Source organism: Pandoraea horticolens (genome assembly GCF_902459555.1).
Classification (GTDB): domain Bacteria; phylum Pseudomonadota; class Gammaproteobacteria; order Burkholderiales; family Burkholderiaceae; genus Pandoraea; species Pandoraea horticolens.
Map to the genome: position 1 here is coordinate 87506 of NZ_CABPSM010000010.1, position 12170 is coordinate 99675.

Annotated in this window: 12 protein-coding genes; 4 read left to right on the plus strand and 8 right to left on the minus strand. The window is 62.2% G+C overall.

Annotated elements, in window-relative coordinates:
• Positions 1-84: 84 nt before the first annotated feature.
• The 4 genes from PHO31112_RS16795 to wrbA all read right to left on the minus strand — a co-directional run bounded on the left by PHO31112_RS16795 (position 85) and on the right by wrbA (position 3656).
• The gene (locus PHO31112_RS16795) at positions 85-465 is read right to left on the minus strand and encodes a hypothetical protein (protein ID WP_150621520.1); all 381 of its coding nucleotides are present in this window, start codon (positions 463-465) and stop codon (positions 85-87) included.
• 585 nt (positions 466-1050) lie between these two features.
• Positions 1051-2472, minus strand: coding sequence for an FAD-binding oxidoreductase (locus tag PHO31112_RS16800; protein ID WP_150621521.1), 1422 nt, complete (start codon positions 2470-2472; stop codon positions 1051-1053).
• A gap of 69 nt (positions 2473-2541) precedes the next feature.
• Positions 2542-3000 (minus strand): DUF2069 domain-containing protein, encoded by a 459-nt coding sequence (locus PHO31112_RS16805; RefSeq protein WP_150621522.1) that lies wholly within the window; start codon positions 2998-3000, stop codon positions 2542-2544.
• A gap of 68 nt (positions 3001-3068) precedes the next feature.
• Complete coding sequence (gene wrbA / locus PHO31112_RS16810; protein WP_150621523.1) at positions 3069-3656, minus strand: NAD(P)H:quinone oxidoreductase; 588 nt, start codon at positions 3654-3656, stop codon at positions 3069-3071.
• Between the two features lie 156 nt (positions 3657-3812).
• Here wrbA and PHO31112_RS16815 point away from each other — a divergent pair, with 156 nt between their 5' ends.
• A complete protein-coding gene (locus tag PHO31112_RS16815) occupies positions 3813-5171 on the plus strand; it encodes a YihY family inner membrane protein (RefSeq protein ID WP_246178308.1) in 1359 nt (452 codons plus the stop codon).
• Here PHO31112_RS16815 and PHO31112_RS16820 read toward each other — a convergent pair.
• Genes PHO31112_RS16820 through PHO31112_RS16830 form a run of 3 tightly spaced genes read right to left on the minus strand, consistent with a single transcriptional unit; the run spans position 5161 to position 7636 of the window.
• Positions 5161-5484 carry an Mpo1-like protein gene (locus tag PHO31112_RS16820; RefSeq protein WP_150621524.1) on the minus strand — a complete coding sequence of 108 codons (324 nt, stop codon included), beginning with the start codon at positions 5482-5484 and terminating at the stop codon, positions 5161-5163. The two genes, PHO31112_RS16815 and PHO31112_RS16820, sit on opposite strands and share 11 nt — an antisense overlap.
• A 32-nt stretch (positions 5485-5516) precedes the next feature.
• Entirely contained in the window at positions 5517-6332 is an 816-nt protein-coding gene (locus PHO31112_RS16825; protein ID WP_150621525.1) for an alpha/beta fold hydrolase, read from the minus strand.
• Complete coding sequence (locus tag PHO31112_RS16830; protein ID WP_150621526.1) at positions 6329-7636, minus strand: O-acetylhomoserine aminocarboxypropyltransferase; 1308 nt, start codon at positions 7634-7636, stop codon at positions 6329-6331. The genes PHO31112_RS16825 and PHO31112_RS16830 overlap by 4 nt, the downstream gene beginning before the upstream one ends.
• A 403-nt stretch (positions 7637-8039) precedes the next feature.
• On the opposite strand from PHO31112_RS16830, the gene PHO31112_RS16835 reads away from it, so the two are divergent.
• The 3 genes from PHO31112_RS16835 to aroC all read left to right on the plus strand — a co-directional run bounded on the left by PHO31112_RS16835 (position 8040) and on the right by aroC (position 11692).
• A complete protein-coding gene (locus tag PHO31112_RS16835; protein WP_150621527.1) occupies positions 8040-8495 on the plus strand; it encodes a CBS domain-containing protein in 456 nt (151 codons plus the stop codon).
• Entirely contained in the window at positions 8492-10411 is a 1920-nt protein-coding gene (locus tag PHO31112_RS16840) for an MFS transporter (RefSeq protein ID WP_150621528.1), read from the plus strand. The genes PHO31112_RS16835 and PHO31112_RS16840 overlap by 4 nt, the downstream gene beginning before the upstream one ends.
• Positions 10412-10588: 177 nt before the next feature.
• Entirely contained in the window at positions 10589-11692 is a 1104-nt protein-coding gene (gene aroC, locus PHO31112_RS16845; protein WP_150621529.1) for a chorismate synthase, read from the plus strand.
• Positions 11693-11787: 95 nt separating this feature from the next.
• On the opposite strand, the gene PHO31112_RS16850 is transcribed toward aroC, so the two are convergent.
• A complete protein-coding gene (locus PHO31112_RS16850; protein WP_150621530.1) occupies positions 11788-12102 on the minus strand; it encodes an MliC family protein in 315 nt (104 codons plus the stop codon).
• Positions 12103-12170 lie beyond the last annotated feature (68 nt).

Consider the following 12170-nt stretch of genomic DNA (forward strand, 5'->3'; position numbering starts at 1 on the left):
CCGGCGCTGACGCGTGAACGTCTGTGCCGGCCGGGCCGAAAGCGGTAGCGGTTCTCGGTGGTTGTGCGACGGGGCTGAGGGGCGTTAGCGTGCCGCCATATTCGGCGCGGTCTCCCAGCGAATGGCGCGCACCCCCGGCGTATCGCCGAGCGTCGAGACAAGGTGGACGAGCGCCGCGCGACGGCTGCGCTCGCAACGCAGCACATAGTCGAGTTCCAGCAGGTAGCCTCCCGAGCGTTCGAGGCGAGACGCCGTCTCCGGCGTGATTTTCTGGGCGCGGAGGGCGTGGCGTACCTTGGCGTCGATGGCGTCTGCCTTCGACGCGAGCGTGAGCACGACAAGCCGGTATTGCGGCGATGCAAGTCTGTCAGCCGGCGTGACGAGGGAGTTCGATGCGCTCGAGGCGGGCGTTAGCCGGGCGCGGGCGAGATCGAACAGCGTAGGGATGAGCATGTGCAGCGTCATGGTGTCCTCCTGAATCAGGGGCCTGAGACGGTGGATGCCGGGGCTTGGCGATGCATTGCAATGCGCGCAAACCTCGCGGTCCGTGAGGACGCACGAAGTGCGCGGCGCGCGCGACCATGCATGAATTCGACGCAAGCGTTGGCAGGCTTTGCACACTGTTGGCTGCCGATGAATCGAGGCCTAACAGATGTGCCAAACGTGCCATGTTCAGGATGTGCGAACACGTCCATCAATCGCTGAACTGCGGTCAGGGGTGCGGAAAACGGGATCGATGCGATCAATGCACTACCGCTGCGGCATAAAGACCGGCAGCGGCAGTCGGTGACGACTGCGGGTTACCGGGCTAACGCCTCGCCGGACATTGCCGACGCTTGCGTGCTACTAGAGCAACTGCCCACGGAAAACTCCATCGTAATTGGAAAGATGACAGTTTAGTGATTTGAAGCGCATCTGTAAAGAAAGTGACGGGATTTCGCGGCGTTTTGTCGCGAAATTGACGACATTTCTTCCAATTTTGATATTTTTTTGTGATTTTTCGGTAATTCTCGCTTCGCTGCAGTGAGCGAGGATGGCAACCGACGGTATTCAGTCGGGCAGCACCTTGTCCGGATTCATCAGTCCGAGCGGATCGAAGGCGGTTTTCAGCGTACGCATCAGTGCCAGTTCGACGGGCGACTTGTACTTTGCCGAGGCGTTGCGCTTGAGTTGTCCGAGACCGTGCTCGGCGCTGATGCTGCCGTGATGAGCATGCACGCTGTCGTGAACGGCGGCAGTCACGGCCGACTGATACCGACCAAGGAACGAGTCGGGATCGATGTCTTCGGGCGCCATCACGTTGTAATGCAGATTTCCGTCACCCAGATGGCCGAAGGTGACCATGCGCGCGCCGGGTGCAATGCGTTGAACGAGTGGATCGGTGGCATCGAGAAATGCGGGCACCTGAGACACGGGCACAGCGATGTCGTGCTTGATGTTGAGCCCGGTCGCGGACTGGGCGAGCGGAATGCTCTCTCGCAGATGCCAGAGCGCGTTCGATTGAGCGAGGCTGTTCGCGACGATGGCGTCTCGAACGATGCTCTGGTCGACGGCGGCGCTGAGCAAGCGCTCCAGCAAATCGCGGGCATGGGCCTCGCTCTCGTTGTCGGAGAGTTCGAGCAGCACGGCTTGTGCATAGCGATGCGCGAACGGGTAGCGTTGCTGCGGGAAGACTTGGGCCACGAGCCGGAGGCAAAAGTCCGACATCAACTCGAAGCCCGTGAGCAATGGGCCTGCCATGCGTTGCGCCAGATTGAGCAGCGCCAGGGCATGCGCGGGGCTGTCCAGCGCGGCGAGCGCCGTCATACGGGCGGCAGGTTGCGCGAAGAGCTTGAGCGTCGCCGCCGTAATCAGCCCGAGTGTGCCCTCCGCGCCGATGAACAGGTCGCGAAGGTCGTACCCGGTGTTGTCTTTTCGCAGCCCGCGCAGACCGTCCCAAAGCTCACCTTGTGGTGTGACCACTTCCAGGCCGAGGCACAGTTCGCGTGCGTTGCCATAGCGCAGGACGGCGGTGCCGCCTGCGTTTGTCGCGAGATTGCCACCGATAGTGCAACTGCCTTCTGCTGCGAGGCTCAGCGGGAACAGCCGCTGCGCCTCCGCTGCTGCCGCCTGCACGTTGGCGAGGAGGCAGCCCGCTTCGGCGGTCAACGTCATGTTGTTGGCGTCCACCTGCCGGATGCGGTCGAGACGGCGCAGACTGATGACGACCTGGCGTCCGCTCGCGTCGGGGGTGGCGCCGCCGGCGAGGCCTGTATTGCCGCCTTGCGGCACCATCGGCACGCCGTGCGCAACGCACAGACGCACGAGTGCGGCGACCTGTGCGGCATTGGCAGGGCGCAGTACAGCCAGTGCATGCCCCCTATAGCGCTTGCGTTGATCGACGAGGTAGGCGTCGGTGTCGATGCTCTCAAGCAGAACGTGGTCGCGGCCCAGCAGGTCGCGGCATGCGGTGAGGAAGGGGGCGTTGATCATGGCTGAGGGGCTTCGCACCAATCACGCGGTTTGCGATATTGCACCACGTGGCGCCGGTGAGGCACAGGGCTATCGTGCTGCTGCGGCACGGGCTTTCGCCGCCCGTTTGAAGGGCCGCAGATAAAAGATCGTCGAGAAGAAAAATACGGCGGACAGTGCCGTCTCGATCCATGCGAGCGAGGCCGACGGACCCGTATCCGTCATGCCGCGCACCACGCCTTCCGCGAGAAACAGCAGGATGAACATGCTCGACCACTGCAGCGTATACAGGTTGCCGCGCAATACGCCGCGTAGCGGCAACAGCAGCAGCAGCGCTTTAAGGACCAGCCAGGAGCCGCCAGGACGCAGCGGCGCGAGCCACAATTCCCACGCAACCGACAGTGCGATCAACGCCAGCAGACTTGCAATGCTCAGTCGACGCAGTCCCTGCGCGGTGTGTGGCGCGGCAGGCCTGGCGAGCGTCTGGGGCAGCGCGCTCGTGTCGCGGGCGTTGGCGCCTGGGGGCAGGTCGGGCGGGGTGGCAGTCATGGGCTTATCTGGTGGGCTGGAACTACTGCGAAGACGCATACTCGATGCGGATGGCGCGGCGTAAGCGCTTATTCTGCCAGCATGGCGGCCGCGCGTGCGAGTCGCGCGCCGAGTGCCGACGCTAATTGGCGCTCGTCGGCGGAGAGCGGGTTGCCGTCATGGGCGAAATGCGTGGCACCGTAAGGCGAGCCGCCAGTGCGTGTGCTCGATAGCGCGGGCTCCGTGTAGGGCAGACCCATCAGCAACATGCCGTGGTGCAGCAGCGGAATCATCATCGACAACAGCGTACTCTCCTGGCCGCCGTGAAGGCTGGCGCTGGACGTGAAAACGCACGCGGGTTTCCCGGCAAGGGCCCCCGAGAGCCATTGCGGCGTAGTGCCGTCGAGGAAGTACTTCAGCGCGGCGGCCATGTTGCCGAAGCGCGTGGGCGACCCGAGGGCGAGTCCTTTGCACTCTTCGAGGTCGCGCAATTCGACGTAAGGCGGACCACTGTCCGGAATATCCGGAGCGCTGGCTTCGCACACGGTCGACACGGCGGGGACGGTTCGCACTCGTGCCTGCGCGCCGGGCACGCTGTCGATGCCGGCTGCGATGCACTGTGCGAGCTGTGCGGTGGTGCCGTGGCGGCTGTAGTACAGGACGAGGATTTCAGTCATGAAGTCGAATTGGCTGAGGCAAGGAGGTAAACCCGCCCGAGCTTCGGGTCTTGGGTGAAAAGCAGGCGAAAAGTGCGGGTATTATAGGGCGTTCCTATTGGCGTCACGGTTCGGGGGAGCGCCTGCCGTGCCCACCTTCTCATTCAGGAGCCCGATTTGTTCAAACTGTCCCGCATCAACTGGAATAACGTTCGCCAACTGCTGAGATACGCGCTTGCGCGGGCTCAGGACGACCGGATTCCGCAAGTTGCGGGTAGTCTGACGTTCACCTCGATCCTGTCGATCGTGCCGCTGTTCGCCGTGACGTTCGCGCTGTTTACGGCCTTCCCGATTTTCAATTCGTTTCGCGATGCCCTGCAGGGGTTCCTGCTCGAGCATCTGATGCCCGAGAGCGTCAACGCGCAGATATTCAACTACCTGAACCAATTTGCATCGAAGGCGAAAAGCCTGACGGCGTTCGGTCTGATTGGTTTGCTGGTGACGGCTGTGCTTACGTTGATGACTGTGGAATCGGCATTCAATGTGATCTGGCGCGTGCCGCGTCCGCGAGCGCTCGCACAGCGTCTGCTCATTTACTGGAGTCTGCTCACGCTCGGTCCGTTGCTGTTCGGGGTGAGTTTGTCGATCAGTTCCTACGTATTCACGCAGTCGATGTCGTTGGTTAGTACACTGCCGCCGGCCGTGGCGTCGCTGCTCAGCTTGATTCCGCTTGCGCTGACCAGCCTGGCCTTCATGCTGATGTATCTCTACATGCCAAATTGCAAGGTGGACTGGCGCGATGCGTTGGTCGGCGGGGTTGTGGCGGCGCTGGCGTTCGATCTGACCAAGCGCGGCTTCGGCATGTACATCCGGCAGTTCCCGACTTATACGGCGGTGTATGGCGCATTTGCGGCAGTGCCGATCTTCCTGCTCTGGATTTATCTGTCATGGCTGGTGGCGTTGCTGGGTGCAACGATCACTTCGGTACTGCCCGCATTACGTCTTGGCCATTTTCAATATCCCCGGTTTCCGGGCAGCGATCTGCTCGACGGCCTGACGCTCATCCATCTGCTCAATCTTGATCGAGAAAATGGCGGTGGCGGCCGCACGATGGCGCAACTGGCGAACACCATGCGAACAAGCCTCGATCACGCCAGCGATTTGCTCACCCGGCTCGAACGCATGGGGTGGGTGGGCCGGCTGACGATGCAGCCGTCGACTGAACGTTGGCTGCTGCTCGCGAACCCGCGCACGACGACATTGGCGCCGCTGGTCGCGCAACTCGCGCTCAACGTCGACGAGTTGGCCCGGCAAATGGAGCGCCATGCACTCGACGGCGCCCATGTCGCTGAGATACTGCGCGAAGGCAAATGGGACGTACCGCTTGCCGATGCCTTGCCGCGTGCCGTCACGACCGACGACGACGGCATCGATCCGCCGGTCGAAAGGGAGTTGGGCCGTCAGGAGGACCAAGCGGGGCCGGAGGGGTATGACGGCCATGAGGGCCGAGAGGGGCACCAGAGCGCTAGAGCTTGATGCGACCCAGACAGATATCCCGAAACATGACCCAGTCGCCCATCAAACTATAGAGCGGATGGCGAAACGTGGCGGGCCGGTTCTTCTCGAAGAAAAAGTGGCCCACCCACGCGAACGCGTAGCCGCACACCACCGCAGCGAGTAGCCACCACGGGTTGCCTGTCACGGCGAACGTCACCAGAAAGCCAATCACTCCCCATGAGCCGACAAAATGCAGGCGGCGGCAAATCGGGTTCCGGTGCTCTCCGAGATAGAACGGATAAAAATCCGCAAACCGGTGAAACTGCGGCGCGGCATTGTGCGTATCCCGCATGACAAGCCTCCTCGTTAGCGAAGGTGACGCGCTCAGTGTCGCATGAATCGCATGAGGGCATCGAGCAGGGCGTCCGGCTGCTCCGTCATGATCGCGTGCCCCGCATTGACGACCTCCACTGTGACCGGCGCCCCCGATTCGCGCAGGGCGTCCAGCAATGCTTGTGCCGCGCGCGGCGGCGTCATCTGATCGTGTTGTCCAAGCACTGCGAGTACAGGACACGTGACCCGTGCGGCCGCCTCCGTCCCCTTAACGTAGCGGTTGCACGCTTCGAAGTCGGTGAGAAACACTTTGGCGGGATTGCGCTGCGACACCCGCTCCATCAACCGCTGATTGCCACCCCACGTCCAGAAGCCTGGGCCGGGCGCGGAGGGCTTGGCGGCGAGTGTGCTGTGCGACCACGCGTTGACAAGGGCAATGGCCTCGGGCTCACGCTCCGCAGCCGCCTCGAGCAGGGCGTCGGAGACCTTCATCGGATAAGCGGTGCCCACCAGGACAATGCGCGACACGCGCTTGGCATGACGTGCGGCGGCGTCTAGCGCAATCAGCGATCCCATGCTGTGCCCGACCCATGTGGCGCTACCGACGCCGGTGGCGTCGAGCACGGCAACCACCCAATCGGCCATTTCGCCAATCGTCTTCAAGGGGGCGCCCGTGCTGCGCTGATGGCCGGGCAGATCCAGCGCGAGTACGTTCATGCCGTGATGCGCAAGGTATCGACTCTGTAACCCCCACACACTGTGATCGTGCTGTGCGCCATGCAGAAAAACGACCGTTGGTTGCTCAGGATCGATCGACTTCCCGGCGGTGTAGGCATAGACGTTCTTGCCTGCGATGTCGAGGTTCATCGGGCTCGCCCCTTGGATGAGGATTTGACGGCCGCTTTCAGGCCACGCTTAAGGTCCTGAATCAGGTCGTCGGGGTCTTCCAGGCCGATCGAAAGGCGCACGGTGCCTTCCCCGATACCGGCCGCGGCGAGTGCTGCCGCGTCCATGCGGAAATGCGTGGTGGAAGCGGGGTGAATGACGAGCGAGCGTGCGTCGCCGACGTTGGCCAAATGGGAGAAGAGTTTCAGAGACTCGATGAAGCGGCGTCCCGCCGCACGGTCTCCGTTCAGATTGAAGCTGAATACGGCGCCCGCACCGCGCGGCAGCAGACGTTTGGCCAATGCGTAATCGGGGTGCGATGGCAGTTCGGGGTAGGCCACGCTCGCCACGGCCTCATGCTCCGCGAGGAAGCCCACCACACGACGCGCATTGTCCACATGCCGAGCCATGCGTAGCGGCAGCGTTTCGATGCCTTGCAGCAGTTGCCAGGCCGCCTGCGGATGCAGGCACGCGCCGAAGTCTCGCAAGCCCTCGCGCCGCGCGCGCAGCAGGAACGGCGCGACGGAGTTCTCTTCCGCGAAAACCATGCCGTGGAATCCGTCGTACGGCTCGGTCAACTCGGGGAATTTGCCGCTTCTCTCGAAATCGAACGTGCCGCCGTCGATCAGAATGCCGCCGATGGTCGTGCCGTGGCCGCCAAGAAACTTGGTGGCAGAGTGATACACGAGATCGGCGCCGTGATCGAATGGCCGGATCAGCCAAGGCGTTGTGAACGTGCTATCGACCAGCAGGGGCACACCGGCATCATGAGCGATCTGGGCGACTTGGGGAATGTCGAGGACGTCGAGCCCCGGATTGCCGAGCGTCTCACCGAAGAACAGCCGGGTTTCGGGGCGCACGGCGGCGCGCCAGCCATCCAGATCGCCAGGACGGACAAACGTGGTCTCGATGCCGAAACGGCGCAGCGTGTAATGCAGCAGATTGTGCGAGCCACCGTACAGCGCGCCTGATGCCACGATGTGCGAGCCTGCCCCCATCAGCGTGGCAATGGCAAGGTGCAGCGCGGCCTGACCGCTCGCCGTCGAGATGGCGCCGGCGCCATTTTCCAACGCGGCCATGCGCTCTTCGAAAACGGCATTCGTCGGATTGGAAATGCGCGAATAGACATGCCCGGCACGTTCCATATTGAAGAGGGCGGCCGCCTGATCGGTATCGGAGAAGACGAACGACGTGGTCTGATAGATCGGGGTGGCCCGTGCCCCGGTGACCGGGTCGGGGGCAGCCCCGGCGTGCAGGGCGAGTGTATCGAAGTGCGGTGCTGACATGTCGGAGAAGGCCTCGCAGTTGGCTTGACGTTGACTTGGCGCTGACTCGTGACGCGGACTTTACGTATACGGCAATGCTAGCACCACCTTCGTGCGCACTGACAGGCTTTGCAACCCTCGTCGTGCAAATGACGGTGTTGTCCGATGCGCGAGGTACGGCAATGTCTGAGCGCTGGCAAGGAATCGGCCGAAAACCCGCGTCACACGGACATGTGCGCGTTTTGTGCCTTTCCTTTTCAGGCGCTTTCCGATAGCATCCTTTGAACATGTTCTAATAACTATTTACGCGGAGACAAAACGGCGTGCGCGCCAGCGTTCCGTCTCGCAAGCCGAAGTCTGGCAATACACCCGGCGGCAGCGTTCCGCCAAGATTGCCCGAGTATCACAACGAGGAGTGTGTGCCATGCGTGTGTCTGACATCCTGAAAGTAAAGGGCAACACCCTTTTCACCGTGACCCCGGAGACGTCGCTGGCCGATGCCGTCGACACGATGGCGGAACACGACATCGGCTCGCTCGTCGTGATGGAGTATGGCGATCTCGCGGGCATGCTCACGTTCCGCGAGATCATCAATACGATCAGCAAGAAGGGCGGTACCGTGGGTGGCTCCACGATTCGCAAGGTCATGGACGATCATCCGCTCACCTGCACCCCGGAGACGGATGTGAACGAAGTGCGGCGCATGATGCTCGAGCGTCATGCACGCTATCTGCCGGTCATGGACAACCGCACGCTCATGGGGGTGATTTCCTTCTACGATGTGGCACGCGCAGTCGTCGAGGAGCAATCCTTCGAAAACCGCATGCTCAAAGCCTACATTCGCGACTGGCCGGCCGAGGAAGCGGAAAACGCGAAGTGAGTGAGGCCGGTCAACGCGGGGCACGCGGCGAGGGTCACGAATCACGTCTGCTGAAAGAACGACGCTTTGCGCCGTTCTTCTGGACGCAGTTTCTGGGCGCGATGAACGACAACGTGTTCAAGATCGCGTTCACATCGCTTGTCACCTACCACGCCTCCCTCTTTGATAACGTCGACGGCAAGACTGCGGCGTTCCTGATTTCGGCCATCTTCATCGCGCCATTTCTCCTGTTTTCTGCGACCAGTGGCCAGATTGCCGACAAGTGGGACAAAGCGCGCCTGATCCGCTTCGTCAAGTCGCTCGAGATCGTCATCATGGCTGTCGGCGCAGCCGGTTTCATCTGGGCGAGCGCGCCATTGCTGTTCGTCTGCACGTTCCTGATGGGGCTGCACTCCACACTCTTCGGGCCGGTGAAGTATGCGTATCTGCCGCAGCATCTCGCCAATCACGAATTGGTCGGCGGTAACGGCCTCGTTGAAATGGGCACGTTCGTGGCGATTCTGATCGGCACGATCATCGGTGGCGAGATTGCGGGAGGTGGGGCAGGTTCGCTGCCGTGGCTCGGTGGTGTCTGCCTTGGGTTGGCGTTGTTGGGGCGGTTGGTGTCGACATGGGTGCCGCAAACGCCTGCTGCCCAGCCGGACCTGCGCATCAACTGGAACCCGTTTACCGAGACGTGGAGGAATTTGCGCATCGCGCGCACTGACCGTGCAGTGTTCCAGAGCCTGCTCGGCATCTCTTGGCTTTGGTTCCTCGGGGCGACCTTTCTCGCATCGTTTTTCAACTTCGCGCGTGACGTGCTGGGTGCCGACCCGGATGTCGTCACGCTGCTGCTCGCCATGTTCTCCGTCGGGATCGGCGTTGGCTCGCTGCTCTGCGAGCGGCTCTCGTCCGGCAAGGTGGAGATCGGACTGGTGCCGTTCGGCTCGATCGGCATGACCGTATTTGCGGTCGACCTGTACTTTGCCAGCCGGGGAGGCGCCAGCGGGGCGGCACTCCAGACGGTCGGGCAGTTCGTGTCGCAGCCGGCGCATTGGCGAATTCTGGCCGATCTGTTCCTGCTGGCGATGTTCGGTGGTTTCTATAGCGTGCCGCTGTACGCGTTGATCCAGAGCCGCAGCAAACCGTCGCATCGCGCGCGCATCATTGCCGCGAACAATATTCTCAACGCGTTGTTCATGATCGTGTCCGCGCTCATGGCGATGGCGCTCACGAAAGCCGGATTCACTATCGATCAGTTGTATCTCGTTACCGGCATTCTCAATGCGCTGGTCGCGGTTTATCTCTACACATTGCTCCCGGAATTCCTGATTCGCTTCGTGATGTGGATGCTGTTGCACACCATCTACCGTATCGATGTCAAAGGGGCCGACCAGATTCCGGATGAGGGCCCGTGCGTACTAGTCTGCAATCACGTGAGCTTCGCCGACGCCGTGGTCATCGGTGCGTCGATTCGGCGACCGGTTCGTTTTGTGATGGACCATCGGATTTTCCATATCCCGGTGTTGTCCTGGTTCTTCCGAACCGTAAGGGCAATTCCGATTGCGCCGGCGCACGAGGACGCAGGGGGACTCAATAAGGCCTACGAGCAGATCGCAAAGGCATTGGCGGCGGGCGAGGTCGTTTGTATCTTCCCCGAGGGGAAACTCACGGCGTCCGGTGACGTGCAGGCGTTCCGTCAGGGCGTGCAGCGCATTATCGAACGCAGCCCGGTACCGGTCGTGCCGATGGCGCTTCGCGGGCTGTGGGGCAGCTTCTTCTCGCGGCACGGCGGTGCGGCGATGACGCGTCCGTTCAAGCGCGGCATCATGAATCGACTTGAGCTTGTCATTGGGGCGCCGGTGGCGCCGGCCCAAGCCACGCCGGAGGCGCTGCGCGAAAAGGTGCTCAAGCTTCGCGGCCCGTGGCCGGTCTGAATAACGCTCGGAAATATGCCCGGCGCCGTTCGGACGGCGCTGAGTCTGCCTCGGAATAGTGCTCAAAATGCCGCCATTCGGACGTTTGACGTCACGGCATGCCGCCCGGCGCGCGGCGGTACGGCAGGATCGCTGGCATAATAGGATCTTCCCGTCTCACCCGAACCTGAGCCCCGTATGTCTGGCAATACGCTTGGAACCCTGTTTACCGTCACCACTTTCGGCGAGTCGCATGGCCCGGCCATTGGCTGCGTCATCGATGGCTGCCCGCCGGGAATGGCGCTCACGGAAGCCGACATTCAGGTGGAGCTGGATCGCCGCCGTCCTGGCACGTCGCGCCATGTCACGCAGCGCAATGAACCGGACGCCGTCGAGATCCTCTCGGGGGTGTTCGAAGGTGTCACGACGGGCACGCCGATCGCGCTGCTCATCCGTAATACCGATCAGCGCAGCAAAGACTACGGCAACATTGTCCAGACGTTCCGTCCCGGACATGCCGATTACACTTATCTGCAAAAGTACGGCGTTCGCGATTATCGCGGAGGTGGCCGCTCGTCGGCACGCCTGACGGCACCGGTCGTGGCTGCCGGCGCGGTCGCCAAGAAGTGGCTGGCTGAACGGTATGGCGTACAGGTGCACGGCTGTATGACGCAGCTCGGCGACGTCGAGATCCCGCAGACCGATTGGTCGCAGGTGTCGCAAAACCCGTTTTTTGCGGCTAACGCGGAAGTGGTTCCGCAACTTGAAACCTATATGGACGATCTTCGCAAGGCCGGAGATTCCGTTGGGGCCAAGCTGCGCGTCGTGGCGACGGGCGTTCCGGTCGGGCTGGGCGAGCCGCTGTTCGACCGCCTGGACGCGGATATTGCCCACGCGATGATGGGGTTGAATGCGGTCAAAGGCGTAGAGATCGGAGCAGGTTTCCGCAGCGTTACCCAGAAGGGGTCTGAGCACGGCGATGAACTGACCCTGGAAGGGTTCGTCGGGAACAATGCTGGCGGCATTCTGGGCGGCATTTCCACGGGGCAGGATATCGACGTCTCGATCGCGATCAAACCCACGTCGAGTATTCGTACGCCGCGTCGTTCGATCGATGTCACGGGGCAACCGTCGACGGTGGAGACTTTCGGTCGTCATGACCCGTGCGTGGGTATTCGCGCAACGCCGATTGCCGAAGCGTTGCTGGCGCTTGTGCTGATCGATCATGCACTGCGCCACCGCGCCCAGTGCGGCGACGTGCAGGTGAATACACCCGTCATCGCGGCACATGTGCCTGAGTGAAGACGCTGGACTGGCGGTAAGCGAGGCTCCCGCCGGGCGCAGTCAGTCGCAGGAAAGCAAAACGCCAGACGAGTTGTCTGGCGTTTTTTTACGTCCTATGCCTTGCATTGCGTGATCGGATGCTCACCCCTGGCTGTGTAGAGCGTACCTTCCGGGCTCTTGCTCCACCAGATAAGGGTGGGGCCGACGTGTTTTTCCCCGCTTGCGGCCCGTGTCGGCCTGAGGATCTCGCGCTTGCCCATCCAGTACAGCGTAACGTTGCCGCCGAGGTTGTGATCGTCATAGACGACCAGCGCGACGTGCGTGTTATCGCACAGATAGGCCACTGACTTGGCTTGCACCGTGCCGCAGGCGAGCGCGAGGGTGCCCGTCAGCGCGACACCCGCTAGCCATACGGAAGTTCTCGACATCGTGCCTCCTTGCCAATGACGTTGATCCGAGTTCGACGTGAGCGCGATTCAGCGAGCAGGTTGCGCAA

Coding starts and splice junctions, on each gene's coding strand:
- PHO31112_RS16795 (WP_150621520.1), bottom strand. CDS start 465: ATGACGCTGCACATGCTCATCCCTACGCTGTTCGATCTCGCCCGCGCC.
- PHO31112_RS16800 (WP_150621521.1), bottom strand. CDS start 2,472: ATGATCAACGCCCCCTTCCTCACCGCATGCCGCGACCTGCTGGGCCGC.
- PHO31112_RS16805 (WP_150621522.1), bottom strand. CDS start 3,000: ATGACTGCCACCCCGCCCGACCTGCCCCCAGGCGCCAACGCCCGCGAC.
- wrbA (WP_150621523.1), bottom strand. CDS start 3,656: ATGACTGAAATCCTCGTCCTGTACTACAGCCGCCACGGCACCACCGCA.
- PHO31112_RS16820 (WP_150621524.1), bottom strand. CDS start 5,484: ATGCGGGATACGCACAATGCCGCGCCGCAGTTTCACCGGTTTGCGGAT.
- PHO31112_RS16825 (WP_150621525.1), bottom strand. CDS start 6,332: ATGAACCTCGACATCGCAGGCAAGAACGTCTATGCCTACACCGCCGGG.
- PHO31112_RS16830 (WP_150621526.1), bottom strand. CDS start 7,636: ATGTCAGCACCGCACTTCGATACACTCGCCCTGCACGCCGGGGCTGCC.
- PHO31112_RS16835 (WP_150621527.1), top strand. CDS start 8,040: ATGCGTGTGTCTGACATCCTGAAAGTAAAGGGCAACACCCTTTTCACC.
- aroC (WP_150621529.1), top strand. CDS start 10,589: ATGTCTGGCAATACGCTTGGAACCCTGTTTACCGTCACCACTTTCGGC.
- PHO31112_RS16850 (WP_150621530.1), bottom strand. CDS start 12,102: ATGTCGAGAACTTCCGTATGGCTAGCGGGTGTCGCGCTGACGGGCACC.